Origin of the sequence: Pseudomonas sp. R11-23-07, from assembly GCF_003852295.1 — a bacterium.
Lineage (GTDB): Bacteria > Pseudomonadota > Gammaproteobacteria > Pseudomonadales > Pseudomonadaceae > Aquipseudomonas.
Genome location: NZ_CP027761.1, coordinates 724,478 through 750,723 on the forward strand (window position 1 = coordinate 724,478; position 26,246 = coordinate 750,723).

Genomic DNA, 26,246 nt, shown 5'->3' on the forward strand with positions numbered 1-26,246 from the left:
GTCCAGGGCGGCATTCCCACGCGGAGCGTGGGAACGATCAACCACCTTAGCGACCGAGGTAGACCTCGATCACCCGCTCATTTTCCTGCACCTGTTCCAGCGACCCTTCCGCCAGCACGCTGCCCTGGTGCAACACGGTGACGTGGTCGGCAATCGAGCCGACAAAGCCCATGTCGTGCTCCACCACCATCAACGAATGCTTGCCCGCCAGGCCCTTGAACAGTTCGGCGGTGAATTCGGTTTCGGCATCGGTCATGCCCGCCACCGGTTCGTCCAGCAGCAACAGTTGCGGGTCCTGCATCAGCAGCATGCCGATCTCCAGGAACTGCTTCTGCCCGTGGGACAGCAACCCGGCCGGGCGCTGCGCCGAGGCCGTGAGGCGGATGGTGTCGAGCACTTCATCGATGCGGTCTTTCTGCTCGCCGCTCAAGCGTGCGCGCAGGCTGGCCCAGACGGACTTGTCGGTCTTCTGCGCCAGCTCGAGGTTTTCGAACACCGTGAGGGCTTCGAACACCGTGGGTTTCTGGAACTTGCGGCCGATACCCGCCTGGGCGATCTGCACTTCGCTCATGCCGGTCAGGTCCAGGGTTTCGCCGAACCAGGCCTTGCCGTGGCTGGGCCGGGTCTTGCCGGTGATCACATCCATCAGCGTGGTTTTGCCTGCGCCGTTGGGGCCGATGATGCAGCGCAGCTCGCCGACGCCGATGTACAGGTTGAGGTCGTTCAAGGCCTTGAAGCCATCGAAGCTGACGCTGATGTCTTCCAGGGTCAGGATGGTGCCGTGGCGGGTGTTCAGGCCCTTGCCCGCAGCCTGGCCGATGCCGATGGCCTCGCGGCCGCTGCCCGCGTCGAAAATAGGTTCAAGCATGACGTTCCTCATTTCTTCAGCAGGCCGATAACGCCCTTGGGCAGGTACAGGGTGACGAGAATGAACAACGCCCCGAGGAAGAACAGCCAATATTCCGGAAAGGCCACGGTGAACCAGCTCTTCATACCATTGACCACGCCGGCGCCGAGCAACGGGCCGATCAAGGTGCCACGCCCGCCAAGCGCCACCCACACGGCGGCTTCGATGGAGTTGGTCGGCGACATTTCGCTGGGGTTGATGATGCCCACTTGCGGCACATACAACGCCCCCGCCAAGCCGCACAACACCGCGCTCAACACCCACACGAACAGCTTGAAACCGCGCGGGTCGTAGCCGCAGAACATCAGACGGTTTTCCGCATCACGCAAGGCGGTGAGCACCCGGCCGAACTTGCTCTGGGCCAGGCGCCAACCGAGGTACAGGCTCGTCACCAGCAGCAGCACCGTGGCCACGAACAACACCGCCCGCGTGCCCGGCTCGGTGATGCCGAAGCCCAGGATGCTGCGGAAATTGGTAAAGCCGTTGTTGCCGCCGAACCCGGTCTCGTTGCGAAAGAACAGCAGCATCCCGGCAAACGTCAGGGCCTGGGTCATGATCGAGAAATACACGCCCTTGATCCGCGAGCGGAAGGCGAAGAAGCCGAACACCAGGGCCAGCAACCCCGGCGCCAGCACCACCAGGCATAGCGCCCACCAGAAGTGTTGGGTGCCCGCCCAGTACCAGGGCAATTCGGTCCACGACAAGAAGGTCATGAACGCTGGTAACGCATCGCCGGACGCCTGGCGCATCAGGTACATGCCCATCGCATAACCGCCCAGGGCGAAGAACAGACCGTGGCCCAGGGACAACATCCCGGCGTAGCCCCACACCAGGTCGAGCGCCAGGGCGACGATGGCATAGCAGAGGATCTTGCCCACCAGCGTCAAGGTGTAGGCGGAAATATGAAAGGCGTTTTCCGCCGGCAACAGCGACAGTAACGGCAGGGCCAGCAGCGCCGCGAGCAGGATCGCGCCGACGGTGATCGTCACCTTGGGGCCGGCTTTCTGTGCGGCCGTAAGCATCAATGGCTGGTTCATCAGTCGATCACCCGTCCTTTCAGTGCGAAGAGTCCTTGCGGGCGTTTCTGGATAAACAAAATGATCAGCGCGAGGATCAGGATCTTGCCGAGCACGGCGCCGATCTGCGGTTCAAGAATTTTGTTGGCGATGCCCAGGCCGAAGGCCGCCGTGACGCTGCCGGCAAGCTGGCCCACACCGCCAAGCACCACCACCAGGAACGAGTCGATGATATAGCTCTGGCCCAGGTCCGGGCCGACATTGCCGATCTGGCTCAGGGCGACGCCGCCCAGCCCCGCGATGCCGGACCCCAAGCCAAAGGCGAGCATGTCTACCCGCCCGGTCGGCACACCGCAGCAGGCGGCCATGTTGCGGTTCTGGGTGACGGCGCGCACGTTGAGACCCAGGCGCGTCTTGTTCAGCAGCAGCCAGGTCAGCACCACCACGAACAGCGCAAAGGCAATGATCACCAAGCGGTTGTACGGCAGCACCAGGTTGGGCAGCACCTGAATGCCCCCGGACAGCCAGGCGGGGTTGGACACTTCGACGTTCTGTGCGCCGAACACCAACCGCACCAGTTGGATCAGCATCAGGCTGATGCCCCAGGTGGCGAGCAGGGTTTCCAGCGGGCGGCCATACAGGTGACGAATCACCGTACGCTCCAGCGCCATGCCGATGGCGGCAGTGACAAAAAACGCCACCGGCAGCGCGATCAGCGGGTAGAACTCGATGGCCTGGGGCACGTAGCGCTGCATCAGCATCTGCACGACATAGGTGGAATAGGCGCCGAGCATCAGCATTTCGCCGTGGGCCATATTGATCACCCCCAGCAGGCCGAAGGTGATCGCCAGGCCCAGGGCCGCGAGCAGCAGAATCGAGCCCAGCGACATGCCGCTGAAGGCTTGGCCGAGGATCTCCCCGACCATCAATTTACGTTTGACCTGGGCCAGGCTGGTTTCGGCGGCGGTGTGCACGGTGGCATCGGTTTCGACGCCGGGCGCGAGCAACGTCTCTAGGCGCGTGCGGGCCAGCGGGTCGCCCGTGCTGCCGAGCAAGCGCACGGCGGCCAGGCGCACCACCGGGTCGCTGTCGACCAATTGCAGGTTGGCCAGGGCCAGGCTGAGGGCGCTGTGCACTTGCTCATCGGGCTCGGTGGCGAGCCGTTGGTCGAGGAATTTAAGCTGGGCCGGCACCGCGCTTTTTTGCAAGGTGCGCGCCGCATCAAGGCGTACCTTGGGATCGGCCGCAAGCAGTCGCTGGCTGGCCTGTACATTATCGATCAGGCCGCGCAGGCGGTTGTTCAGGCGTACGGTCTTGGTTTCACCGTTGACGGTGAGTTGGCCTTGTTGCAGGGCGTCCACCAGTTCGATGCGCGCCGGGTCTGGCTGGGCGGCCCAGTCCTGGAGGAGCTTGGCTTGCTGCGCCGGGTTGGCGTTGATGAAGTCTTCGGCGTCGCTGGCGTGTGCGGCCAAAGGCAGCAACAGCAGCAAGGCGAGGATGAAACGGTGGAGGGCAGTGGGCATAACACAATGTCCTGATCATGCGGGGGACAGTGTGGGAGGGGGCTTGCCCCCTCCCACATTTTTAGCCTGTGGTGGGGCTTTAGTTGCTCTTCACCGCATAGTCCGGCTTTTTTTCATTGCCCGGAATGTAAGGGCTCCACGGTTGTGCTCGAATCGGCTCATTGGTCTGCCACACCACCGAGAACTGCCCGTCAGCCTGGATTTCGCCGATCATCACCGGCTTGTGCAGGTGGTGGTTGGTCTTGTCCATGGTCAGGGTGAAGCCGGACGGAGCGGCGAAGGTCTGGCCGGCCAGGGCTTCACGCACTTTGTCGACGTCGGTGGAGTTGGCCTTCTGCGCCGCCTGCGCCCACATGTGGATGCCCACGTAGGTGGCTTCCATCGGGTCGTTGGTCACGGCCTTGTCTGCGCCTGGCAGGTTGTGTTTCTTGGCGTAGGCTTTCCAGTCGGCCACGAACTTCTGGTTCACCGGGTTCTCCACCGACTGGAAGTAGTTCCAGGCCGCGAGGTTGCCCACCAGTGGCTTGGTGTCGATGCCGCGCAGCTCCTCTTCACCCACGGAGAACGCCACCACCGGTACATCGGTCGCCTTCAGGCCCTGGTTGGCCAGTTCCTTGTAGAACGGCACGTTGGAGTCGCCGTTCACGGTGGAAATCACTGCGGTCTTGCCGCCGGCGGAGAACTTCTTGATGTTGGCGACGATGGTCTGGTAATCGCTGTGGCCGAACGGGGTGTAGACCTCTTCGATGTCTTTGTCCGCCACGCCTTTGGAATGCAGGAACGAGCGCAGGATCTTGTTGGTGGTGCGCGGGTACACATAGTCGGTGCCCAGCAGGAAGAAGCGCTTGGCGCCGCCGCCTTCTTCGCTCATCAGGTACTCCACCGCCGGGATCGCCTGCTGGTTCGGCGCCGCGCCGGTGTAGAACACATTCGGCGACATCTCTTCGCCTTCGTATTGCACCGGGTAGAACAGCAGGCCGTTGAGCTCTTCGAACACCGGCAAGACCGATTTACGCGACACCGAGGTCCAGCAACCGAACACCACGGCGACCTTGTCCTGGGTCAGCAACTGGCGGCCTTTCTCAGCGAACAGCGGCCAGTTGGACGCGGGGTCGACCACCACCGGCTCAAGCATCTTGCCGTTCACACCGCCCTTGGCGTTGATCTCGTCGATGGTCATCAGCGCCATGTCCTTGAGCGAGGTTTCGGAGATCGCCATGGTCCCGGACAACGAGTGCAGGATGCCGACCTTGATGGTCTCGGCGGCCTGGAGGGTCCAGGTCATGCCCATGGCGGCAATGGATGCCGACAAAGTGAAAGCCTTGATCAAGCTGCGACGCTTCATGGTGCGATCTCCGTAAAACCGATAGTTTTTGTTGGGCAGATACACACGACTTTGCAAGGGCTGTGCCTGCTACGCGAGGCACAGGATTACAGGCGGTTTCGGGAGGCGCCTCGGCACAGTGGCGCACCAGCATGGCGCCACATTCCGTTGCGCAGTGCACGGCAAGCTTCAAAACAGGGCGTTGCGCAATCCACTACTAAGCGGTGACGCTGACCCGTGACAGGATCAGGCGGTCCAGCACCCACACGACGATCAGCGAAGCGCCCACCAACGGGAAAATGATTGCCAGCCCGAGCATGATCGCCATGGCGGTTTTCCATCTGGGCAAATCATGACGCAGAGGCGGCACACCCAGCCCGCCCTGCGGCCGACGCTTCCACCAGATCACCACGCCGCTCACCGCGCTGAGCAGGATCATCAGGCAGATCACCAGCACGATCAGCTGGTTGACCCAGCCGAACATCTTGCCTTCGTGCAGCATCACGCCGGTTTCGGTGGCGCGTGCGACGCCGTTGTAATGGGCCCAGCGCACGTCGGCGAGCACCTTGCCGGTGTACTGGTCTACATGCAGCGTGGCGTCGTTGCGTGGGTCGTCGGCGAACACCGCGACAGTGAACACGCCCGTGGCCGTGGTGGGAAAGGTGATGCTGTAGCCGGGCTCTACCTGGCGCGCCGTGGCCAGGTCGACCACCTGTTGCAGGCTGACGGTGGGCGCGGCGGGGCCTGCATGCATGGCGCCGTGGTTCATGTGTTCGGCATGATCGCCGGACATCGGCATCGGCGTGTTTTCCATGGCCCAGGGCACGGTCTGCTGGCTGGCGGTATTGAGGCTGCGCGCCTGCTGTTCCGATTGCGGCACGTTGTTCCACATCGCCGCCGGGAAGGTGTTCCACAGGTCAGCGTATTGCTTGCCCCAGAACCCCGTCCAGGTCATGCCGCTGAGCAGCATCACCAGCAGAAATGCCGCGCCCCAGAAACCGGCGACGGCGTGCAGGTCGCGCCAGAACAACCGCCCTCGGCTGCCCAGGCGTGGCCATAACACGCCCGCCGATGACTGACCGCGCGGCCACCACAGGTACAGGCCGGACACCACCAGCATCACGCCCCAACCGGCAGCGAGCTCAATCAGGCGGTCACCCGTGGTGCCGATCATCAGCTCGCCATGCAGGGCGCGGGCGATGGCTTGCAGGTTGTTCTTGGCGTCCTGCTCACCGAGGACGATGCCGCGATACGGGTCAACGAATACAGTGATTTCGCGGCCTTGGTGTTGCATCACGAACTGCGCGCTGGCGGTGGCGTCGGCGGGCGGCAGGTATTTGCTGATCGCGGCCTGAGGGTAAGCGGCCTTGGCCCGTTGCAGTTGCGCGTCGGCGCTCAGTGCCTGCGCCGCGGCGGGCACTTTGAGCAGGTCGCCGTACATCAGTGGGTCGAGTTGGGGTTTGAACAGGTAGATGATGCCGGTCAGGGCCAGCAGCACCATGAAGGGGGCGACGAAGAGCCCGGCGTAGAAGTGCCAGCGCCAGGCCAGGTTGTAGAAGGAAACTGTTTTAGTGCTCATCGGGTGCTCCGCAAGGCCTTAGATTTTTTTGTGTCAGTTACACCGCCATCGGGGGCAAGCCCCCTCCCACACTTCACTGCGTTCACAAGGTTCAATTTGTGAACCCTATCCAATGTGGGAGGGGGCTTGCCCCCGATGCTTTTAGAAGCTCATGTCCACCTTGGTCCAGAGGGTTCGCCCCGGCTCCTTGATGGCTTGCGGGTCGCTGGCCGGGTAACCGAACCCGGCGTTGCCGGCCAGGTTCAAATGCTCGGCATAAGCCTTGCCGAACAAGTTGTCGACACCGGTACTGACCTTGAAGTTTTTATTGATGCGGTACGCCGCGTTCAGTGAGAACACACCAAAGCCGCCGCTCTTGTCGAAGTCCTTGCCGACCACATTGCCCTTGTTCGGGTCGATACGGTTTTGCGCCGCGACCACGCGCCACAAGGCCCCGGCGCTCCAATCATCTTCGCTGTAGGTCAGGCCCAGGCGCGCATCCAGCGGCGGCATCTGTGGCAGTGCCTTGCCGTCGCTGCTGTTCTTGCCCCAGGCGTAGGCGAGGCTGGCGTCGGCTTTCCAGTGTTGCGTCAGTGTGTAGGCCGCACCCAATTCGCCACCCATGATGCGCGCGTCGACATTGCGCGCCTGGGAGGTGGTGCCCATCATGCCGGGCCGGTAGTCGAACAGGATGAAGTCGCGTACCTGGCCGACGTAAGCCGAGGCCCACGCTTGCAGGTCGGCGGTTTTGTATTGCGCGCCGACATCCAGCTGGGTGGTCTTCTCGGGCTTTACGCCGTCAAAGGCATTGGCCGAGCCGAGCGCGCCGGTATTGGGGGAAAACAGCTCCCAGTAATCCGGGAAGCGTTCGGCGTGGCCCACGCCGGCATACAGCGTGGTGGGGGTGTCCGCCAGGTCGTGCTCGTAGCGCACAAAGCCTGACGGCAAGGTATCGGCGCGGGTGTCGCCGGCGGTCGGGTTAGGGCGCGACATCATTCCCGAGCCCGTGCGTTGGCGAAAGTCCTTGGCCGAGGCGCGGTCCAGGCGTGCGCCGGTGATCAGGCGGTCGCGGTCGGCGGCGTACCAGGTCAGCTCGCCAAATACGCCGTAGTTGTGGAAGTTGGCGTCCTTGTCGCGCGGCAGCTCCTTGTAGGTGTCGACGCCCATGCTGCTGCGCGCGCGGTGTTCGTTGGTCTGCGCGTCCAGGCCGCCGATCAATTGCACATCGGCCCAGCGCCACGTGGCCTTGACCCTTGCACCGAGGGTGCGGCGGTCGACGTTGGAGGCCATGGGCCCGGCCATCATGCCGGTGCCGGACGGTACGCGCAGGCTGTAGTTGTCCATCACGTGGTCGGCGTAGTTGTAGTAGACCTGAGCCTCAAGCTTATCCAGCACCTCGCCGAGGTTGGACTTCTCGAAGCGCAGCCCCAGGCTTTCGCGCAGGAACTGCGACCCGTCCATACCGCGCCCGGCGTAACGTGCCTCGCCATCGCCACGGCCGGCGGTGAGCTCGAGCAGCGTATCGGCGTCGGGGGTGAAGCCGACAGCGACGTCGCCATTCCATTTGTCATAGCGCGACGCGACCGTGTCGTTGTTGCCGTCCTTGTAATCGTCGGCATGGGCCTGGTTGCCGATCACCCGCACATAGCCCAGCGGCCCGCCGGCAGCGGCATCGATGACCTTGTCGAAACGGCCGTTGGAACCGGCCAATACGCTGGCGTTGAGCCGCGTGCCCAGCTCGCCGAAGTGTTCCGGTTCACGCTCGAACAGCACGGTGCCGGCTGATGCGCCGGGGCCCCACAGCACGGTTTGCGGGCCCTTGATCACGGTGAGCTTGTCGTAGGTTTCCGGTGAGATGTACGAGGTGGGCGCATCCATCCGGCCTGGGCAGGCACCGAGCATCATGCCGCCGTTGGTGAGGATATTCAGGCGCGAGCCGAACATGCCGCGCAGCACCGGGTCGCCATTGGTGCCGCCGTTGCGTACCAGGGCGAAGCCGGGGATGGTCTTGAGGTAGTCGCCACCATCGCTGGCGGGCACTGGCTGGCGTGGGTCTTTCGGGTTGGTGACCACGGTGAGTGGCGAGCTGGGGGCGATCGCGGTGATCACCGTGGGGCTCAATTCGTGTTCGTCCGCGTGGGCCTGCGGAGCAAGCAGTGCGCCGCACAGTACGGCAAAAACAGGGGCAACCCCCAAACGGGTGTCGGCAGAAAACCTGGACATGAAGAATTCCATCAATCAATCGTAAACGACACGGCCAGCAGCCTGCGGCTGTCTGTTTAAAGTCGGCCGGTGTGAAGTAACGCGATGTGGGGCTTACGAGGCGATGGGCGGCGCGCGACTGCGGGCGCCAGGGAAGATGCTTTGCCGGGCGTGGCCCAGGCGCGGGGCGGGGGGAAGGGCGTTGGCGGGCGGCGGGGCGTCGAGGGCGATGAAGGACACGCCGCCGGGCAGGGCCGGGCAACTGAAGAGCAGGCTGCAATAGCCGCACTTTTCCCAGAGCACGTGGTGCTCGTCGGGGGTTTTGGTGGGCTTGGGCTCGCCATGGCAGCTTGGCATGTCCATCGACATACCGGCGTGATGATCCATCGGCATCGCTTGGGAAATCAGCGGGCCGATAAAGATCATCAGCATGGCGAACAGGCTGATCCAACTGCCACGCATCAAGCGCGGGCGTGGAGACAACCTGGCGCGAGAGGCGCCCATCGAGGTCAGCCTATTGGGCGTGCTGATGCGCGTGGGTGGCCACCGGCGGCGTTTTCTGCACCGATACGTTCACGACGACCTTGCCGGCCTTTTCAAAGGTCAGGGTCAGCGGGAACTGCTTGCCGTCGGCCAACAGGCTGCGGTCTTTAAGGCCCAGCAGCATGACGTGGTAAGCCATCGGCGCGAAGGTCAGCTCGCCCTTGGCCGGCACGGCGACGCTGGGTACTTGTTGCATCTTCATCAGGTCGCCTTGCATCACATGCTCGTGCAACTCGGCTTTTTCGGCGACGCTGGTTTCGACACCGAGCAGGCGATCCGGGGAAGCGCCGCTGTTATGAATCACGAAATACGCTGCGACGGTGGGCGCATTCGGCGGCAACTCCTGGGACCAAGGATCGCTGACCAACAGGTCGCCGACCTTGTAGTCATCGGCATTGGCGGCACTGAACACCGGCAGCAGCAACGCCGCCAGAAGCAGGGAAGATTTGAGCATGGCAGTTCTCCAGAACAGTTCTAAACGCAGTTCACTTGCGAAGCAGATCAGACCGTTGGAGAGGCGCGGGGGTTGAGGCTCGGCCATTGCTGGCGTGGCGTGGGATTTTGCAGTGCAGGCGCCAGCAGGCCGCGCAGGGCTTCGAACCCTGTGACATACAGCTGCGGCACATGCCCCGGCAACGCTACCCACGATGCCGAACCTGAGCAACACCAGCAATGCTGCATGGCAGAGTGATCATCCGGCGCCGCGGGAACTTCCAGCGTGCTTAGGGCGAGCGTCTTCAAGCTGGCGCCGTTGGAAGAGCAGAAACTGCCCCACATCAACCGCTTGACCGGGTCATCCGCCTGCTGCATCGCACCGGCCAGCGGCATGGCAAACGCATTGAACAGCACTGCAAGGCAGGCGATCCAGGCAATTGCAAAGCGTTGACGGGCCATGGCGGATAATCCGTAGGGTTAAACGATCAGGCGGGTATTTAGCCTGATCGGGGGGGATAAGTAAAAAGGGGCGGTGTGGTTTGGTGTCGCAGTGCTGGGTTTGAGGATAGACGGGGAATCGAGGGAGTGCCGATCAACAAGGCAACACAGGTCCAATGTGGGAGGGGGCTTGCCCCCGATAGCTGAGTGTCAGCCAGCCCATGTATGGCTGACACGTACCCATCGGGGGCAAGCCCCCTCCCACATTTGGATTGTGTTTGGTTATGGAATGGCGTTAAGCCTGCGAAGTGCGCGGGCAATGTCGGCTTGCGCCATTTTGATCAATGAACCATCGCCTGGGTCTTCTTCGATGCAGGCTTCGAGGAAAGCATCCATATCTTCTTGTGTGTGAAGATGGTCCGCAGTGTCGAAATTTGTGAATTTTGCCTTTCTGTCAGGCAAGTATTGGGCTTTTTTCAGCCATTGGGTCAAGCGTGCTGCGACTTCGGGTTCATCCCGGTTTAGTTCGTCGGCCTCAAGTCTTAGCGCGTGTGCGAACTCGGGATTCGCGATTATGTGTTCGATAATCGTACTTTCAGCAGGCCGAGTCAGGTTCCGCGTACGGGGTTTGTTAGTCATGTGAACCTCATGTTTACGCCGGTGGACGAAGTGTTGAGGATCATCGCCAAGGGTATGCAGTTCTAGGTAGTCAGCGAGTTCCGTTGCGCATGTAGGTAAAGTCTCCTTGATCCGTTACGCAGTCCGAATATGAATTCGTGCACAGAATTCTCCGACAACTCTTTGAGGTTGCCGGTAGGAAACTCAATCTCTAGTCTCCGTACACCGCTGCAAACTCAGCGGTCGGGCGTCGCGGCCCGGATTTCTATGGACGCTGAGCGTCATCGTCTGCTTTCAGTTGGCGCTTTTTTATCGTCTACTGTGCAGCGCTATGGCGGCTGTGCGCGGGATACCTTCGGGTATGCCGGGTTTCCTTAGGACCGGTCCGCGAACCTGCGTACAGCTGCCACCCCCATCGCGTCGCGGCGATCAATGGCAGCTCCACTTTCCTAAGGAGCTTCACAATGATCAAACCCACCCCAAATCCCCCCATCCGGCTGTTCACCGTGGCCGATGGAGTCAGCACCGAAGACCTGCTGGTCAACCTCAGCGAAACACTCGCCTCGGCCAATGCGCTGAGTTGCGGCATTGCCTTTAACCTGGAAGGCGCACCACGCGAGGAATTGCTGGGCGTTGCGCAGTTGATTGAGCTGGCGCAATTGCTTGCTGACAGGGTGCACGAAGGTGTAGGGCAGGCTGCAAGTCGTTAACAAGTTCGATGAGCGATCGTTCCTGCGCTTAGGCGTGGGAATGATCGTGTGGCAGGTATCAGACCTCCCAGCTGGCTTCCCGTATATGATTGAAATTAACGACATCTACGCAGTGCTGATGAGCAAACCCTGCGACCCTGAGATCATCAGTCAAAACCAGATAATTATCTTTTGCTGCGGCAACAATGCCGACGTCGGTAAGACCGTAGGGCGATAGCTCATAATCACGACTTATAGCCAAAGCTGGATTATGAATCTCGATTATTGTTGACAGTGAATTTTTTAATGTTGAATAAAAATCGCGCAGCTTACTTCCATGAAGTCCGTTTGTAAGGTTGCTGACTTCAGCGAGTATGTGAGGGGTTGCAACAAGCTTTTCGAACTGATCAATCACTTTGAGTAGAAGTTGATAGTCGTCATCGCTGTAGCCGCGTGTTCTCTTGAACGCTACGATGCTGGACGTTCCTCCTATCAGGGCCAGGAGTAGCAAATTAGTGTCAACGATGAGTCCTTTTCTTCGATATTGCTTGATGTAGGCCTCTATCATACTTCGCGAATCTTCATGGAGCGGAACTCGCCAGTCTCCGAGTCAATGATGAATGTTTTGTATTTTCGTGCATACATGTGTCCCGCTAGAGATGCACCTAGTCGTTCATATTGATTGGGGTTGGGAACATTGAAGCCCAGTGTAATTGCCCAGGTTTTATTATCTGGATTCAACTCTACTTCCTCGAGCATAAGGTCTTGTAGGGCTGTCTCTTGTCCGAGAAAGTCGTTTGCGGCTGCCTTGGCAACTTGGACGGCTTCTTTAACTTCTATCATGTCAGCTCCTGAATATCCTTGGGTCTGGCTTGAACTGTTCCTGGAGTTTAGCACTTCGTGTTGTGGGTTCATCGCCGTCCCTTGTAGCAACAATAGATTGGATAGAGGTGGCGGATGATCCTGATCTATCGAATGAAATCTGCCAACGAATCGATTGTTTCTGCGGGCGACAAAAGCTCCCGATCTACCGCCGCCAACACCGGCCGCTTCAACACCAACACCGGCACCCCGCGTTCCCGCGCCACTTCCAGCTTCGGCTCGGTGGCTGTGCTGCCACTGTTCTTGCTGATCAGCACATCAATTCTGCGCCGTTCAAACAGCGCACGTTCGTCTTCAAGCAGGAACGGACCGCGTGCGCCAATCACTTCACAGCGATCATTGCCCGGATACACATCCAGCGCGCGCAGCGTCCAGAATTGGTTGGCGGGGATTTCGTCGAGGTGCTGCAACGGTTCGCGACCCAAGGTGAAGAGGGGACGATTGAACGGTTTGAGTGCTTCGATCAGCTCGGCCCAATCACTGACCTCACGCCAATCGTCACCGGCCTGCGGCTGCCACGCTGGTCGGCGCAACGCCCAGCAGGGGACACCGCACAACTGCGCCGCCTGTGCCGCGTTCTGGCTGATCTGCGCCGCGTATGGATGGGTCGCATCGAGGATCAGACTGATCCCCGCATCCCGAACAAACTGCGCCAAGCCCTCAGCGCCACCGTAACCGCCGACCCGCACTTGGCAGGTGAGATCGGTCGGCACACGTCCCACGCCCGCCAGGCTGTAGATATGTTCCGGCCCTAACGTCCGCGCGATGGCCAGCGCTTCGGTCACGCCACCCAGCAGCAGAATTCGTTTCATAGCGGCTTGACCACCTCCAGCAAGGTAATCGGCAGCGCCTGGCGCCAGGTATCGAACTCTCCCAGCGGCTGCGCCTGCGCCACATGGATGCGCGTCAGTTCGCCGCCGTGCTCGGCGCGCCAGTTCATCAGGGTCATTTCGCTTTGCAGGGTTACGGCGTTGGCGACGAGTCGACCACCGGGGCGCAGCTGTTGCCAGCAGCTGTCGAGTACGCCGTCGCGGGTGACGCCGCCGCCGATGAAGATGGCGTCGGGTGTCGGCAGGCCATGCAAGGCGTCCGGGGCGGTGCCGCGTACCAGGTGCAGGCCGGGCACGCCGAGGGCGTCGCGATTGTGTTCGATCAAGTCTTGGCGGCCTGCGTCGGCTTCAATCGCCAGTGCGCGGCAACTGGGATGAGTGCGCATCCATTCGATACCGATGGAACCGCTGCCTGCGCCCACGTCCCACAGCAGCTCGCCCGGCATGGGGGCCAGGCGCGCGAGGGTCATGGCGCGCACATCGCGCTTGGTCAGCTGGCCGTCGTGCTTAAAGGCGCTATCCGGCAGGCCTGCCAGGCGCGACAGGCGTGGCGTGTCGGGCGAGGCCAGGCACTCGATGGCGACCAGGTTCAGATCGGCGGCCGAGTGGTGCTGCCAATCCTCGGCCAGGCCGTCGACACGTCGCTCATTCGCCCCGCCCAAGTGTTCAAACACGCTCAATCGGCTCGGCCCGAACCCGGCCTCGGTCAACACCGCAGCGATCAACGCAGGGCTGCCACCGTCATTACTCAGCACTAACACGCGCACACCGCTGGCCAGATGCGCGTTGATTGCCGCGACGGGCCGCGCCACCACGGATAACGTCACCACGTCCTGTAACGGCCAGCCCAAACGCGCGGCTGCAAGGGATACCGACGACGGCGCGGGCACAATCAGCAACTCTTGCGCCGCAATCTGTCGCGCCAGACTGGCGCCCACGCCATAGAACATCGGGTCGCCGCTGGCGAGCACACATACAGGCGTACCGCGCCGCGCCAGTACCGGTTCCAGGGAGAACGGGCTCGGCCACAACTCGCGCTCACCGCGAATGCACACCGGCAACAGGTCCAACTGGCGCTGCGCCCCTATAATCCGCGTGGCGCGCAGCAAGGCGTGCCGGGCGTTTCTGCCCAGGCCCTTGAAGCCGTCTTCACCGATGCCTACTACCGTCAGCCAGGGCGACATATCAATTCCTTGAACGACATCCGACGGGCAGGCTTTTCATGCCGTCGGACAAAGCAGGCATAATACCGCGCCTTTACCCGTCAACCGGAAGCCCCGTGAACCCAACGCCCGCTCTGAATACCTTGCGCCCCTCGGCTTGTCCGGGGTTGTTGCGCATCGTCCAGGCGCTGGACGGCGGTATTTGTCGGATCAAACTGGCCGGTGGCTCGATCACCGCGGCCCAGGCCAACGCCGTGGCGGACGCTGCCCAGGCGTACGCAGGCGGGGTGATCGAGGCGACCAACCGCGCCAACCTGCAGATTCGCGGGATCGGCGCTGAGCAGGAGGCCTTGATCGCGATGTTGCTGGCGGCAGGCCTCGGCCCGAGCAATGCGGGCGGTGATGACGTGCGCAACCTGATGCTCAGCCCCAGCGCCGGCATCGACCCGCAGATGCTGTTCGACACCCGCCCACTGGCCGGGCAGATCCTCGCCACCCTGGAAAACCATCCGCGCTTTCATCAGCTGTCGGCCAAATTCGCCGTGCAGCTGGATGGCTTCGAGGCCTTGGCGATGCTCGAACATCATCACGATCTGTGGCTGTCGGCCTTCGAACAGGCGGGTGAAACCCTGCTCGCGTTCGGCCTGGCCGGTTGCCCTGGGCTGAATGCACCGTTGGCCGCTGTGCGCTTGGACCAAGGCCATGCCTTGGTGGTGGCCGTGCTCGAAGCCTTTCTCGACCTGGCCACGCCGGAACAAACGCGCATGCGCCATCTGGTTGTGGATAACTTGCTGAGCCGCCTGGGCCTGCCTTTACTGCCGGCGAATGGCTTCAACCGCCCGGCCAGCAGCGCGTCAGGCCATCCGGGCAGTTATCCACAGCGCCAGCAGAACCGGTTCTACGTCACCGCCGTCGCGCCATTGGGCCGCCTGGATTCGGCGATGCTCAAGGGCGCTGCACAGCTGGCCTGCGAGTATGGCGACGCCACCTTGCGGTTCACTCCTTGGCAGGGCGTGCTGCTGCCTAACCTCACACAGCCAGGCGTGGTGACCGAGCAGTTGGCGCAACTGGGCTTTCTCTGCGCAGCCGACCAACCCCTGGCGCGCATGATCGCCTGCACCGGTTCCAGTGGCTGCGGCAAAGGCTTGTCGGATACCAAGGCCGACGCCGTGCAATTGGCCGGCCTGCAACCGGGTCACGACGTTCACCTGTCCGGCTGCCCGCGCTCCTGCGCCGCCGCACACACCGCGCCGGTCACCTTGCTGGCGGTGAGCCCCGGCCACTACGACCTCTATTTTCGCGACGCTGCTCATCCAGGTTTTGGCCGGCTGCACGCGCGCACTCTTTCTATTGACGCGGCGGGCGCCTTGCTGCGCGCTCGCCCACGGAGCAACACCGATGATTGATTACATCCGCGACGGTCAGGAGATCTATCGCAACTCCTTCGCCATCATTCGCGCGGAGGCCAACCTGGCGCGTATCCCGGCGGACCTGGAGAAACTCGCGGTGCGGGTGATTCATGCATGCGGCATGGTCGAGGCCATCGACGGCCTGCAATTTTCCGACGGCGCAGGCAAGGCCGGACGCGACGCGCTGGCGGCGGGCGCACCGATTTTATGCGATGCGCGGATGGTCTCCGAAGGCGTGACCCGTGCGCGCCTGCCGGCCAACAACAAGGTGATCTGCACTCTGCGCGACGACAGCGTGCCGGAGCTGGCGCGCGAGCTTGGCAACACACGCTCCGCCGCTGCCCTGGAACTCTGGCGCCCGCATTTGGCCGGCAGCGTGGTGGTGATCGGCAACGCGCCGACCGCCTTGTTCTACCTGTTGGAAATGCTCGACGCCGGCGCGCCGAAACCGGCGTTGATCCTCGGTTTTCCGGTGGGTTTTGTTGGTGCCGCCGAATCCAAGGCGATGCTCGCCGCCGACAGCCGTGGTGTGCCGTTCGTGATCATGCAGGGCCGCCTGGGTGGTAGCGCCATGGCCGCCGCCGCCGTCAATGCGCTCGCCACGGAGGTTGAATAATGCCTGCACGCGGACGTCTGATCGGCCTGGGCGTAGGGCCCGGCGACCCGGAACTGATCACCCTCAAGGCCCTGCGCCTGCTGCGCGAATCGCCGGTGGTGGCGTACTTCGTGGCCAAGGGCAAGAAGGGCAATGCCTTCGGCATCATCGAAGACCACCTGGTGCCCCAGCAAACCCTGATGCCGCTGGTGTACCCGGTGACCACCGAGGCGCTGCCGGCGCCGCTGTCCTATGAGCAAGTGATCAGCGATTTCTACGACACGGCCAGCGTCGCCGTGGCCGCGCACCTGGATGCCGGCCGCGATGTGGCGGTGATCTGCGAAGGCGACCCGTTCTTCTATGGCTCCTACATGTACCTGCATGACCGCCTCGCCGAGCGCTATGAGGCGCAGGTCATCCCCGGCGTGTGTTCGATGCTGGGCGGTGCTTCGGTATTGGGCGCGCCGCTGGTGTATCGCAATCAGAGCCTGTCGGTGCTCTCCGGCGTGTTGCCCCACGATGACCTCAAGCGCCGACTGGCGGACGCGGATGCGGCGGTGATCATGAAGCTGGGGCGCAACTTTCCCAAGGTGCGCCAGGTATTGGAAGAACTCGGTCTGGCCGGGCGCGCGCTGTATGTGGAGCGCGCCACCATGGCCAATCAGAAAATCGTGCCGCTGGATCAGGTGGAGCCGATGTCGTCGCCGTATTTCTCGTTGATCATCGTGCCCGGTGAACGGTGGCAAGGTTGATGAGCCCGGCGATTGTCATTCTGGGCCAGGGCAGCCTGGCGACCGCGCGCAGGATCCAGCAACTTTACCCGGCTGCGCTGATCCATGGCCTGGACGGTCGGGTTGAGGGTGCAGACCAACGCTACAGCGAATTCGGCGCCACCCTGCGCCAGCTCTACCAGCAAGGCACGCCGCTGATTGCGCTGTGCGCCACCGGCATCGTGATCCGCACCCTTGCGCCGCTCTTGCTCGAAAAGGGTGAGGAGCCGGCCGTGCTGGCCGTCGCCGAAGACGGCAGCGCCGTGGTGCCGCTGCTGGGCGGCCTGGGCGGCGTGAATGTGATGGCGCGCGAGATTGCCGCCGCGTTGGGCGTGGCAGCGGCGATCACCACCAGCGGCGAGTTGCGGTTCGGCACCTGCCTGCTCAACCCGCCCACGGGCTATGCGTTGGCGGACCTGGAGCTGGGCAAGCGCTTTGTCTCGGACCTGCTGGCCGGTGAAAGCGTGCGCATCGAAGGCGCGGCGCCCTGGCTGGAGCAGGCCAATTTGCCGCAGGATCCGCAGGCACGCCTGGCGATTCATGTGGGCAGTGCCGAGCGTACGCCTGCCGCCAACGAATTGCTGATCTACCCGAAGACGGTGTGCGTCACCTGCAAGCCCGGTGCGCACCTGGCGGCACGTGTGCGCACGGCCTTGCAGGAGGCGGGCATTGCCGTGCAAGCGCTGGCGTGCCTGCTGGCGAGCGATCTGCAGATGGCCGAAGCCTCGTTGCATGAGGCCGCGTTGGAATTGGGCGTACCGCTGCGGTTTGCCGAGCTTGAGCCGCTCGCGGACATCACCCTCAGCGTGGCCAAGCAGCCGGTGGATGTGTCACAGGTAGGCCGCCCGCGCGGCCGTCTCGCCGTGATCGGCCTTGGCCCTGGCGCCGCTGACTTGATGGTGCCGGCCGTCAAGGCCGAGTTGGCGCGCTGCACCGATGTGCTGGGCTACGAAACCTACGTGCGCATGGCCGGACCGTTCCGTGACGACCAGGTGCAGCACTGCACGGACAACCGCGAAGAAATGCAGCGCGCACGTCACGCCTTCGAACTGGCCGCCCAAGGGCGCTCGGTGGTGGTGGTGTCGTCCGGCGACCCCGGTGTATTCGCCATGGCCGCTGCGGTGATCGAGGCGTTGCATGAGTCCAGCGACCCGGCCTGGCATCAGGTCGACCTGCAGATCCTGCCTGGTGTCTCGGCTTCCCTGGCCACCGCTGCCCAGGCGGGCGCGCCGCTGGGGCATGATTTCTGTGTGATGTCGCTGTCGGATAACCTCAAGCCCTGGTCGATCATCGAAAAGCGTCTGGACCTCGCGTCCCAGGCCGACCTGGCGCTGGCGTTCTACAACCCGATTTCCCGTGCGCGCCCGTGGCAACTGGGGCGTGCGCTGGAGATCGTCGCGCAGCACCGCACGCCTGAAACACCGGTGGTACTGGGCCGTGATATCGGTCGCCCCGGCCAGACACTGCGCGTCACCACGCTGGGCCAGCTCACCCCGGACCAGGTGGATATGCGGACCATGGTGCTGGTCGGCTCGTCCACCACCTGCACCTTTGCGCGTGCCGGCGGCGGGGAGTGGGTGTACACACCGCGCTGGTACGGCGGTAAACCCGCCTCCTGAAAACACCTCGGCGGTGGTCCGAAAGCTCCGAATGACTCAAGGATTTTCCTGTAGTCGTTCGGGGCTTTTTCTTTTTTTTACGACGAAACCATGAAGCCCTTCGTGCATGCCGCGCTATTGCTGGACGGCGCGCTTGGCCGAGCCGCGCCAAGGGATGTTTGTCGCCTGGAAAGCCCGTCGGTCAGTGGACTAGTGTGGTTACAAGCCCCGAGTCGGGGTGTACGTGGAGAATTGGAAATGGAGCGACATCACAGAAGGATCAACAGTACCAAAAGGCGCAAGTTGATTGCCGCCTACAAATTGCCGGGTGCGCCAGGCACGCACGCGGCTTTACCGCTGGACACCGAAGATGACTGCAATGCGGCGGTGGTCAACAACGGCGTGATTTCCTTTGCCGAGGGGTTGTCCGGGCTTAACCGCGAGTACATTCGCAAAAGCTACCTGTTGGCCAGCAGTTATGTGAGCGATGTATTGAAGGTTCATCGGGGCACCGAGGCCTGGTACGACGAATTTATCAAGGTCATGGTCAGCCTCGGCTGGTTGCCGTTGCGCAGCAGTTTTGAGCGAGTCTCACGCGTCGGCGAGGGGCTGACGGTGCAACTGGCGGCATTGAATATCATCGGCGCGATGCTCGCGTCGATGTCGTTGTCGGGGCCGCTGCTCAGCCTGCTGCCGAAACTGGCCGCGGATGCGCTGGAAGCCTTGAAGCAACAGCCGGCGTCATTCGATTTGTTCAAGCGCAACTGCAGCGTGCACCAGGGCGGTGACTTTGGCGTGGCGTCCTGCGCGCAAACCAATGGCGAAGTGATGATGGTGCTGGTGACCTACAGCAGCCATGGTGTGAGTAAACAGGTGGGTTTGCCGTTCCTTGAATGGGACAGCTCATCGTTCGAGGCCTTCAGCGGGCAGACCTGCCTGGTGCTGAATACCTCGGTGGTCAACGAGAAGACCCTTCAACTGATGCGTGACAGCGCGGGTGACAAGGTGCAGTCGGCCATTGCCAAATACCGGATCTAGGTCACCAGATAACCGCGCACCCCGGTAAAGATAATTTGCGCGGCCAGGGCACACACGAACAACCCCATCAACCGGCTGACAATCTGCAAGCCCTGGTCGCCGAGAATTCGTTCGATCCGATTGGACAGGTACAGCACCACGCCCACGGTAAGGCTGGCCAGGGCGATGCTGAGGATGGCGGTGAGCTTGTCGTCCCAGTGGGGCTGGCTTACCCCCATCACCAGCAGCGCGCCGATGGTGCCGGGGCCGACCGTCAGCGGGATGGTCAGCGGTACGATGGTCACGTCCTGCTGCACGTTATCGGTTTGCACTGCCGACTTGCCTTGGGCCATGCCCAGGGCGGAGATAAAAAGCACGCTGCCGGCGCCGATGCGAAAGGCATCCACGGTGATGCCGAACACACTGAAAATCACCCGGCCGAACAGGTACAGCAGCACGCTCGATACCAGCGTCGCCAGCGCGACTTTCCACGCCAGGCGCCGCCGCTCCTTGCTGGAATAACCACGGGTCAGGCTGATAAAGCAGGACAGCACAAAGAATGGGCTATAGAGCACCAGCATCTTCAGGTAAACGCTGAATAACACATGGAGCATGAGGGGCGGCTCGCGGCAGTAGAAGTGTGCAGAGTCTAACAGGCGACATGGAACAAATGTGGGAGGGGGCTTGCTCCCGATAGCGGTGTGACAGTCAGCTTATTTGTAACTGACCCACCGCCATCGGGAGCAAGCCCCCTCCCACATTTGATTGCGTTTCAAGTCAGGAGGGCGCGTGCTCTGGTCGCTGTTGGCGCTGCGCCACCCAGAATTCCACCAATTCACGCAACTGCGACAGCTCCACCGGCTTGGCCATATGCCCATCCATCCCGGCCTGGCGCGCACGCTCCTTGTGTTCCGAAAGAATGTGCGCGGTCAGCGCCACCACTGGCGTGCGTACGCGTTGGTGGCTGACTTCCCACGCGCGCAGTTGCTGGGTGGCGGAGAAACCATCGAGGATCGGCATTTCACAGTCCATCAATACCAGGTCATAACGCTGGGCTTTCATCGCCTCCAGCGCTTCTTCGCCGTTGCTGGCAGTGTCCGGGTTGAGGTTGAGCTTGCCCAGCATGCCGCGGATCACTTTGGTGGAGATGCTGTTGTCTTCGGCCACCAGGATGCGGAAGTCGCTGGGCACCGTAATCACTGCCGGGGCGGCTGGCGCGGGGCGAGGGTGGGTCACGCCTTTGCTGCGTTGGGCCAGTTCGTCGGCCAGGGTGGTCTTGAGCGTATAGCCGGCCACCGGTTTGGCCAGGATGCGTTTGATCCCGCAGTTGCGCGCGATGATCTTGCTCGGCGCGTTGCTGATGCCCGTGAGCATGATCAGCAGGATATCGTGGTTCAGGCTCGGGTCTTCCTTGATCTTCGCCGCCAGTTGCATGCCGGTCATGCCGGGCATGTTCTGGTCCAGGAGTACCACGTCGAAGTAATCGCGCAGGTGCGCCTTGGTACGCAGCAGGGCCAGGGCCTCCTTGCCGGAAGCCACGGCGCTGACGTTCAGGCCCCAGGCCGAGCATTGCTGCAACAGCACCTTGCGGCAGGTGTCGTTGTCGTCCACCACCAGTACGCGTGCGTCCTTGAGCGGGCCGTCGAGATCGGAGGTCGGATGCTCCAAGCGTTCCGGGTCCAGCGGCAGGGTCAGCCACAGCGTGCTGCCTTGGTGACTGCCGCTCTTGATACCGAACTCGCCGTTCATCAACAGGATCAACTGGCGGGCGATAACCAGGCCCAGGTGACCGCTCAAGCGTGTCGCCGAGAGGAAGTTCTTGCTGTGCAGTTCGCTGTGCAGCAGGGCGTCGCGTTCGGCGGCTTCCATCGGCACGCCGCTGTCTTGTACCGCGATGCGCAGGCGTGGCTGGGTGCTGCGTTCGTCGAGGGCCACGACGATCAGCACTTCGCCCTCGTCGGTTTTGTGCAGGGCGTTTTCCAGCAGGCTCAGCAACGCCTGGCGCAGGCGTGTCGGATCACCGCTGATCACGCGCGGCACCTGGGGCTGGATGAAACTGATCAGCTCGACATTCTGCTGCTCGGCCTTGGCGCGGAAGATGCTCAGGCAGTCGTCGATCAGCGCGTTGAGGTCGAACTGCACATCATCGAGTTCGATCTGTCCCGACTCGAGCTTGGAGATGTCGAGGATTTCGTTGATCAGCGTGAGCAACTCGTTGCCGGCGCTGTGGATGGTCTGCACATAGTCGCGTTGTTTCACCGACAACGGCGTGCCCAGCAGCAACTCAGTCATGCCCAGCACGCCGTTCATGGGGGTGCGGATTTCGTGGCTGATCTTCGCCAGGAATTCGGCCTTGGCGGCAATTTCGGCGTTGCTGGCGGCCAGGTCGCGGCTGAGGCTGAAGCGGGTTTCGACAATGGCGCGCTGGCGCTCGCCGAGGGCCAGGCTCATCAACAGGCCGCTGAGGCAGATAAACGTGAGCAGGGTCACGATCAGGCCTTGCGGCGCCACCAGCGTGAGGCCGAGCAGGGCGGGCAGAATGATCAGCGTGCCGATGTTGAACACCACCATGCCGGCCACGAACAGGCGCGCCGGGCGATAGCCTCTTTGCCAGTGATAGGCCGAGACAAACAGCATGCTCAGGCCGGCCAGCGCGACCAGGGCGTAGGTGATGATGTTCAGCGGCAGGGTGTTGACGAACAACAGCAGCAGGCCACACAGCACGATCAACAAGATGTCGGCCATCAACAGTTTGTTCAGCGGGTGTGGGCCCAGGGGCATGAAGAAACGATAGGCAAACATCAGCCCGCAGGGCGCGGTCAGCAGCAGCGCGAGGTAGGCGCCTGGGGTCTGGATCGCATGCCAGTTCGGCAGCCATGGCCCCACCACGTTGAGCAACAGCGCCAGGCTGAGCATCAACAGCACTTCGCAGGCTGCCAGCCACAGGCTGCTGCGCGAGCGGTGGTAGGCGAAGCGTGTGAGGTTATGCAGGATCAGCATCAGCAGCACGCCGAACAACAGGCCATAGAGCAGCGTCTGGTTCTGATTGGCGGCGGCCAGTACGGCGGGTTCCAGGGTGATGTAAGGGCGTAGCTCGTGCTCCGACACCAGGCGCAGGTACACCTCGAGCGGGCGCTGGCTCTGCGGCATCGGGAGCATGAAGTCACTGCTCGGCAGCGGGCGCTCGGCCTGGGGCTGGCGCGTGCCAGTAGTCTGCTGTTCCACCAGGGTATCGCCATCCAGCACATACAGGCTCAGGTGCGACAGGTCCGGCGCGAACACCCGCAGCACTTGTTCATGCTTGCCGGGTTGCAGCTTGAAGCGTACCCACAACGCACCGTCTGGCTGCGCGGCGGTAATCCGGTCCAGTTCGATGGGGCTGAATTGATTGGTGTAGCGGGCGGAGCGGATATCGCTCAGTTGCAGGTCGGCCTGTTCATCAAGCAATACTGCCCAACCACTGCCTTGCGCAGCGGCTTGAGCCGGGGCCAGGCAGAGCAAGGTCAGCAGGCTGACTGTAAAAGCTAAGGCGATCCTGAGCCAGCGCAAGGCGAAGTCCCTTCGTAGGTGAATGCACGGGTTAACTATGCGCGGGGGGCATGAGTACGGCAAGGGCCAGAGGCCCTTACCTACCCGAACGGATAGCTACTCAGTTGCTCTCGCCACGTTCACGGGCAATGGCGCGGTAACCGATGTCGGTGCGATAGAAGCAGCCTTTCCAGTCGATTTTCGCGGCCAGTTTGTACGCCTGTTGCTGCGCGGCGTCGACACTGGCGCCCATGGCGGTGGCGCACAGCACGCGGCCACCGGCGGTGACGACCTGGCCGTCCTTCAGCGCAGTGCCAGCATGGAACACCTTGCCTTCCAGCGCTGCCGCCGCCTCCAGGCCCTCGATCACATCGCCCTTGGCGTAATCGGCAGGGTAGCCACCGGCCGCCAGCACGATACCGACGCTCGGGCGTGGGTCCCACTGGGCTTCGACCTTGTCCAGGGCCTGGGCCAGCGCGGCTTCCACCAGCAGCACCAGGCTCGACTGCAGGCGCAGCATCACCGGTTGGGTTTCCGGGTCGCCAAAGCGGCAGTTGAACTCGATGACTTTCGGGTTACCGGCTTTGTCGATCATCAGGCCGGCGTAGAGGAAGCCGGTGTAGACGTTGCCTTCGTCGGCCATGCCGCGCACGGTCGGCCAGATCACCAGGTCCATGACGCGCTGGTGCACGTCGGCGGTGACCACCGGCGCCGGGGAGTAAGCCCCCATGCCGCCGGTGTTCGGGCCGCTGTCGCCGTTGCCGACGCGCTTGTGGTCCTGGCTGGTGGCCATTGGCAGTACGTTCTTGCCGTCGACCATCACGATGAAGCTGGCCTCTTCGCCGTCGAGGAATTCTTCGATTACCACGCGCGAACCGGCGTCACCAAAGGCGTTGCCGGCGAGCATGTCGCGCACGGCGTCCTCGGCTTCCTGCAGGGTCATGGCGACGATCACGCCTTTACCCGCAGCGAGGCCGTCGGCCTTGATCACGATCGGCGCGCCTTTTTCACGCAGGTAAGCCAGGGCCGGCTCGATCTCGGTGAAGTTCTGGTAGTCGGCAGTCGGGATCTTGTGGCGCGCCAGGAAATCCTTGGTGAAAGCTTTCGAACCTTCCAATTGAGCGGCGCCGGCGGTCGGCCCGAAGCAATCCAGGCCACGGCTGCGAAACAGGTCGACAACGCCGGCCACCAGCGGCACTTCCGGGCCGACGATGGTCAGGGAGACGTTTTTCTCGGCGAAATCTGCCAGTTGCTCAAGGGCCAGCACGTCGATAGCGACGTTCTCGCACTTGGCTTCAATGGCGGTACCGGCGTTACCCGGTGCAACGAAAACTTTCTGGACGCGTGGGTCTTGGGCAACTTTCCAGGCGAGGGCGTGTTCACGGCCACCGCTGCCAATGATCAAAACATTCATTTCAAAAAACCTCGTTTAGCATGATCGTTCCCACGCTCTGCGTGGGAATGCAACACGGGACGCTCCGCGTCCCAAAGCGTGACGCAGAGCGCCACAAGAGGCATTCCCACGCAGAGCGTGGGAACGATCGATCAGTGGCGGAAGTGGCGCATGCCGGTGAACACCATCGCAATGCCAGCTTCGTCGGCAGCAGCGATGACTTCAGCATCACGCATCGAACCGCCCGGTTGGATCACGGCGGTCACACCGGCTTTCGCGGCATTGTCCAGACCATCACGGAACGGGAAGAACGCATCGGAAGCCATCACCGAGCCGGCTACCTGCAAACCGGCGTGTTCGGCCTTGATCGCAGCAATACGTGCCGAGTTCACGCGGCTCATCTGGCCGGCGCCGACACCGATGGTCTGGCGGTTCTTGGCGTAGACGATGGCGTTGGACTTAACGTACTTGGCGACTTTCCAGGCGAAGATCAGGTCGTTGATCTCCTGCTCGGTCGGCGCGCGTTTGGTCACGACTTTAAGGTCCTGGCTGCCGATCATGCCGATGTCGCGGCTCTGCACCAGCAAGCCGCCATTGACGCGCTTGTAGTCCCAGGCGGCGGCGCGTTCAGCCGACCATTCACCGCAGGCCAGCAGACGCACGTTGGCCTTGGCGGCGACGATGGCGCGGGCTTCTTCACTGACGCTTGGCGCAATGATCACTTCGACGAACTGACGCTCGACGATGGCCTTGGCCGTCTCGGCATCCAGTTCACGGTTGAAGGCAATGATGCCGCCGAACGCCGATTCGGTGTCGGTGGCGTAGGCCAGTTCGTACGCCTGGCGGATCCCGCCTTCAGCGTCCGGGCTCACGGCCACGCCGCACGGGTTGGCGTGCTTGACGATCACGCAGGCCGGTTTGACGAAGCTTTTCACGCATTCCAGCGCGGCGTCGGTATCGGCCACGTTGTTGTAGGACAGTTCTTTGCCTTGCAACTGGGTGGCGGTGGCGATGCCCACTTCGGCCGGCTTGGCTTCCACGTAGAACGCCGCGCTCTGGTGCGGGTTCTCGCCGTAGCGCATTTCCTGGGCCTTGATGAACTGGCTGTTGAAGGTGCGTGGGAACTGGCTGCGGCCTTCGGTGCTCAGGACGTCGGCGGCCTGGTTCACGGTGCCCATGTAGTTGGCGATCATGCCGTCGTAGGCGGCGGTGTGTTCGAACGCCTTGAGCATCAGGTTGAAACGCTGGGCGTAGGTCAGGCCACCGGCTTTGAGGCTGTCGAGCACTTGGGTGTAGTCGCTGGCGTTGACCACGATGGCCACGTCTTTGTGGTTCTTGGCGGCCGAGCGAACCATGGTCGGGCCGCCGATATCGATGTTTTCGATGGCGGTCGGCAGGTCGCAGCCTGGCTTGTTGATGGTGGCTTCGAACGGGTAGAGGTTAACCGCCACCAGGTCGATCGGCTTGATGCCGTGCTCGTTCATGATGGCGTCGTCGATACCGCGACGGCCAAGGATGCCGCCGTGGATTTTCGGGTGCAGGGTCTTGACCCGACCGTCCATCATTTCCGCGAAACCGGTGTAGTCCGCGACTTCTACTGCGGCCACGCCGTTGTCCTGCAGCAGTTTGAAGGTCCCGCCCGTGGAGAGGATTTCCACGCCAAGGAGCTGCAAGCTCCGGGCAAATTCGAGGATCCCGGTCTTGTCGGAAACACTGATCAAGGCGCGGCGGATCGGCAGGCGGGTAGTCTGGTCGGTCATCTCAATTTCCATCAAAAGCAAAGGAGTCAGCAAAAAAGGCGACCGTTT

24 protein-coding genes are annotated in these 26,246 nt (G+C 62.5%); 6 read left to right on the forward strand and 18 right to left on the reverse strand.

What is annotated here, in order from left to right:
* Positions 1-46: 46 nt before the first annotated feature.
* The 10 genes from urtD to C4J84_RS26675 all read right to left on the reverse strand — a co-directional run bounded on the left by urtD (position 47) and on the right by C4J84_RS26675 (position 10,585).
* Positions 47-880, reverse strand: coding sequence for an urea ABC transporter ATP-binding protein UrtD (gene urtD / locus C4J84_RS03050; protein ID WP_164484508.1), 834 nt, complete (start codon positions 878-880; stop codon positions 47-49).
* Positions 877-1,944: an urea ABC transporter permease subunit UrtC gene (urtC, locus tag C4J84_RS03055; RefSeq protein ID WP_124434887.1), complete on the reverse strand. Its 1,068-nt coding sequence runs from the start codon at positions 1,942-1,944 to the stop codon at positions 877-879. Before urtC ends, urtD begins: the two co-directional genes overlap by 4 nt.
* Positions 1,944-3,446: an urea ABC transporter permease subunit UrtB gene (urtB, locus tag C4J84_RS03060; RefSeq protein WP_124434888.1), complete on the reverse strand. Its 1,503-nt coding sequence runs from the start codon at positions 3,444-3,446 to the stop codon at positions 1,944-1,946. The genes urtC and urtB overlap by 1 nt, the downstream gene beginning before the upstream one ends.
* Positions 3,447-3,525: 79 nt before the next feature.
* On the reverse strand, positions 3,526-4,791 hold the full coding sequence (gene urtA / locus C4J84_RS03065; protein WP_124428549.1) for an urea ABC transporter substrate-binding protein: 1,266 nt from the start codon (positions 4,789-4,791) through the stop codon (positions 3,526-3,528).
* A 196-nt stretch (positions 4,792-4,987) separates the two neighbouring features.
* Positions 4,988-6,349, reverse strand: coding sequence for a PepSY domain-containing protein (locus C4J84_RS03070; RefSeq protein ID WP_124434889.1), 1,362 nt, complete (start codon positions 6,347-6,349; stop codon positions 4,988-4,990).
* 141 nt (positions 6,350-6,490) lie between these two features.
* Positions 6,491-8,551, reverse strand: coding sequence for a TonB-dependent copper receptor (locus C4J84_RS03075; RefSeq protein WP_124434890.1), 2,061 nt, complete (start codon positions 8,549-8,551; stop codon positions 6,491-6,493).
* A gap of 93 nt (positions 8,552-8,644) precedes the next feature.
* Positions 8,645-9,034, reverse strand: coding sequence for a DUF2946 domain-containing protein (locus C4J84_RS03080; RefSeq protein ID WP_124361077.1), 390 nt, complete (start codon positions 9,032-9,034; stop codon positions 8,645-8,647).
* Positions 9,035-9,044: 10 nt separating this feature from the next.
* A complete protein-coding gene (locus tag C4J84_RS03085) occupies positions 9,045-9,527 on the reverse strand; it encodes a copper chaperone PCu(A)C (protein ID WP_124434891.1) in 483 nt (160 codons plus the stop codon).
* A gap of 47 nt (positions 9,528-9,574) precedes the next feature.
* Entirely contained in the window at positions 9,575-9,967 is a 393-nt protein-coding gene (locus C4J84_RS03090) for a DUF2946 domain-containing protein (protein ID WP_124369424.1), read from the reverse strand.
* A 261-nt stretch (positions 9,968-10,228) separates the two neighbouring features.
* Positions 10,229-10,585: a DNA-binding protein gene (locus tag C4J84_RS26675; RefSeq protein ID WP_256681422.1), complete on the reverse strand. Its 357-nt coding sequence runs from the start codon at positions 10,583-10,585 to the stop codon at positions 10,229-10,231.
* 443 nt (positions 10,586-11,028) lie between these two features.
* Here C4J84_RS26675 and C4J84_RS03100 point away from each other — a divergent pair, with 443 nt between their 5' ends.
* Entirely contained in the window at positions 11,029-11,274 is a 246-nt protein-coding gene (locus tag C4J84_RS03100) for a DUF6124 family protein (RefSeq protein WP_124369425.1), read from the forward strand.
* 58 nt (positions 11,275-11,332) lie between these two features.
* Here the strand turns inward: C4J84_RS03100 and C4J84_RS03105 are convergent, their stop codons facing one another.
* The 4 genes from C4J84_RS03105 to cbiE all read right to left on the reverse strand — a co-directional run bounded on the left by C4J84_RS03105 (position 11,333) and on the right by cbiE (position 14,149).
* Complete coding sequence (locus C4J84_RS03105; RefSeq protein WP_124369426.1) at positions 11,333-11,821, reverse strand: PIN domain-containing protein; 489 nt, start codon at positions 11,819-11,821, stop codon at positions 11,333-11,335.
* A complete protein-coding gene (locus tag C4J84_RS03110) occupies positions 11,818-12,096 on the reverse strand; it encodes a hypothetical protein (RefSeq protein WP_124369427.1) in 279 nt (92 codons plus the stop codon). Before C4J84_RS03110 ends, C4J84_RS03105 begins: the two co-directional genes overlap by 4 nt.
* Positions 12,097-12,221: 125 nt before the next feature.
* Positions 12,222-12,947, reverse strand: coding sequence for a cobalt-precorrin-6A reductase (locus tag C4J84_RS03115; RefSeq protein ID WP_124369428.1), 726 nt, complete (start codon positions 12,945-12,947; stop codon positions 12,222-12,224).
* On the reverse strand, positions 12,944-14,149 hold the full coding sequence (gene cbiE / locus C4J84_RS03120; RefSeq protein ID WP_124434892.1) for a precorrin-6y C5,15-methyltransferase (decarboxylating) subunit CbiE: 1,206 nt from the start codon (positions 14,147-14,149) through the stop codon (positions 12,944-12,946). The genes C4J84_RS03115 and cbiE overlap by 4 nt, the downstream gene beginning before the upstream one ends.
* Positions 14,150-14,187: 38 nt before the next feature.
* Here cbiE and cobG point away from each other — a divergent pair, with 38 nt between their 5' ends.
* From cobG to C4J84_RS03145, 5 genes are all read left to right on the forward strand, one after another.
* On the forward strand, positions 14,188-15,534 hold the full coding sequence (cobG, locus tag C4J84_RS03125; RefSeq protein ID WP_124434893.1) for a precorrin-3B synthase: 1,347 nt from the start codon (positions 14,188-14,190) through the stop codon (positions 15,532-15,534).
* Positions 15,527-16,153, forward strand: a complete 627-nt coding sequence (locus C4J84_RS03130) for a precorrin-8X methylmutase (protein WP_124361086.1) — start codon at positions 15,527-15,529, stop codon at positions 16,151-16,153. Before cobG ends, C4J84_RS03130 begins: the two co-directional genes overlap by 8 nt.
* Positions 16,153-16,884, forward strand: a complete 732-nt coding sequence (locus tag C4J84_RS03135) for a precorrin-2 C(20)-methyltransferase (protein WP_124365677.1) — start codon at positions 16,153-16,155, stop codon at positions 16,882-16,884. Before C4J84_RS03130 ends, C4J84_RS03135 begins: the two co-directional genes overlap by 1 nt.
* Positions 16,884-18,521: a precorrin-3B C(17)-methyltransferase gene (gene cobJ / locus C4J84_RS03140; RefSeq protein ID WP_124369431.1), complete on the forward strand. Its 1,638-nt coding sequence runs from the start codon at positions 16,884-16,886 to the stop codon at positions 18,519-18,521. Before C4J84_RS03135 ends, cobJ begins: the two co-directional genes overlap by 1 nt.
* 237 nt (positions 18,522-18,758) lie before the next feature.
* Positions 18,759-19,538 (forward strand): hypothetical protein, encoded by a 780-nt coding sequence (locus tag C4J84_RS03145; protein ID WP_124369432.1) that lies wholly within the window; start codon positions 18,759-18,761, stop codon positions 19,536-19,538.
* Here C4J84_RS03145 and C4J84_RS03150 read toward each other — a convergent pair.
* The 4 genes from C4J84_RS03150 to purH form a co-directional block, all read right to left on the reverse strand.
* A complete protein-coding gene (locus C4J84_RS03150; RefSeq protein WP_065883442.1) occupies positions 19,535-20,131 on the reverse strand; it encodes a MarC family protein in 597 nt (198 codons plus the stop codon). The two genes, C4J84_RS03145 and C4J84_RS03150, sit on opposite strands and share 4 nt — an antisense overlap.
* 163 nt (positions 20,132-20,294) lie before the next feature.
* The gene (locus C4J84_RS03155) at positions 20,295-23,066 is read right to left on the reverse strand and encodes a hybrid sensor histidine kinase/response regulator (RefSeq protein ID WP_124369433.1); all 2,772 of its coding nucleotides are present in this window, start codon (positions 23,064-23,066) and stop codon (positions 20,295-20,297) included.
* A gap of 100 nt (positions 23,067-23,166) precedes the next feature.
* Entirely contained in the window at positions 23,167-24,459 is a 1,293-nt protein-coding gene (gene purD, locus C4J84_RS03160) for a phosphoribosylamine--glycine ligase (protein WP_124369434.1), read from the reverse strand.
* 131 nt (positions 24,460-24,590) lie between these two features.
* The gene (gene purH, locus C4J84_RS03165; protein ID WP_124434894.1) at positions 24,591-26,198 is read right to left on the reverse strand and encodes a bifunctional phosphoribosylaminoimidazolecarboxamide formyltransferase/IMP cyclohydrolase; all 1,608 of its coding nucleotides are present in this window, start codon (positions 26,196-26,198) and stop codon (positions 24,591-24,593) included.
* Positions 26,199-26,246: the final 48 nt, after the last annotated feature.

Excerpts from the sequence above, each read along its gene's own strand:
- urtD (WP_164484508.1), bottom strand. The coding sequence starts at position 880 with ATGAGGAACGTCATGCTTGAACCTATTTTCGACGCGGGCAGCGGCCGC.
- urtC (WP_124434887.1), bottom strand. The coding sequence starts at position 1,944 with ATGAACCAGCCATTGATGCTTACGGCCGCACAGAAAGCCGGCCCCAAG.
- urtB (WP_124434888.1), bottom strand. The coding sequence starts at position 3,446 with ATGCCCACTGCCCTCCACCGTTTCATCCTCGCCTTGCTGCTGTTGCTG.
- urtA (WP_124428549.1), bottom strand. The coding sequence starts at position 4,791 with ATGAAGCGTCGCAGCTTGATCAAGGCTTTCACTTTGTCGGCATCCATT.
- C4J84_RS03070 (WP_124434889.1), bottom strand. The coding sequence starts at position 6,349 with ATGAGCACTAAAACAGTTTCCTTCTACAACCTGGCCTGGCGCTGGCAC.
- C4J84_RS03075 (WP_124434890.1), bottom strand. The coding sequence starts at position 8,551 with ATGTCCAGGTTTTCTGCCGACACCCGTTTGGGGGTTGCCCCTGTTTTT.
- C4J84_RS03080 (WP_124361077.1), bottom strand. The coding sequence starts at position 9,034 with ATGGGCGCCTCTCGCGCCAGGTTGTCTCCACGCCCGCGCTTGATGCGT.
- C4J84_RS03085 (WP_124434891.1), bottom strand. The coding sequence starts at position 9,527 with ATGCTCAAATCTTCCCTGCTTCTGGCGGCGTTGCTGCTGCCGGTGTTC.
- C4J84_RS03090 (WP_124369424.1), bottom strand. The coding sequence starts at position 9,967 with ATGGCCCGTCAACGCTTTGCAATTGCCTGGATCGCCTGCCTTGCAGTG.
- C4J84_RS26675 (WP_256681422.1), bottom strand. The coding sequence starts at position 10,585 with ATGACTAACAAACCCCGTACGCGGAACCTGACTCGGCCTGCTGAAAGT.
- C4J84_RS03100 (WP_124369425.1), top strand. The coding sequence starts at position 11,029 with ATGATCAAACCCACCCCAAATCCCCCCATCCGGCTGTTCACCGTGGCC.
- C4J84_RS03105 (WP_124369426.1), bottom strand. The coding sequence starts at position 11,821 with ATGATAGAGGCCTACATCAAGCAATATCGAAGAAAAGGACTCATCGTT.
- C4J84_RS03110 (WP_124369427.1), bottom strand. The coding sequence starts at position 12,096 with ATGATAGAAGTTAAAGAAGCCGTCCAAGTTGCCAAGGCAGCCGCAAAC.
- C4J84_RS03115 (WP_124369428.1), bottom strand. The coding sequence starts at position 12,947 with ATGAAACGAATTCTGCTGCTGGGTGGCGTGACCGAAGCGCTGGCCATC.
- cbiE (WP_124434892.1), bottom strand. The coding sequence starts at position 14,149 with ATGTCGCCCTGGCTGACGGTAGTAGGCATCGGTGAAGACGGCTTCAAG.
- cobG (WP_124434893.1), top strand. The coding sequence starts at position 14,188 with ATGCCGTCGGACAAAGCAGGCATAATACCGCGCCTTTACCCGTCAACC.
- C4J84_RS03130 (WP_124361086.1), top strand. The coding sequence starts at position 15,527 with ATGATTGATTACATCCGCGACGGTCAGGAGATCTATCGCAACTCCTTC.
- C4J84_RS03135 (WP_124365677.1), top strand. The coding sequence starts at position 16,153 with ATGCCTGCACGCGGACGTCTGATCGGCCTGGGCGTAGGGCCCGGCGAC.
- cobJ (WP_124369431.1), top strand. The coding sequence starts at position 16,884 with ATGAGCCCGGCGATTGTCATTCTGGGCCAGGGCAGCCTGGCGACCGCG.
- C4J84_RS03145 (WP_124369432.1), top strand. The coding sequence starts at position 18,759 with ATGGAGCGACATCACAGAAGGATCAACAGTACCAAAAGGCGCAAGTTG.
- C4J84_RS03150 (WP_065883442.1), bottom strand. The coding sequence starts at position 20,131 with ATGCTCCATGTGTTATTCAGCGTTTACCTGAAGATGCTGGTGCTCTAT.
- purD (WP_124369434.1), bottom strand. The coding sequence starts at position 24,459 with ATGAATGTTTTGATCATTGGCAGCGGTGGCCGTGAACACGCCCTCGCC.
- purH (WP_124434894.1), bottom strand. The coding sequence starts at position 26,198 with ATGACCGACCAGACTACCCGCCTGCCGATCCGCCGCGCCTTGATCAGT.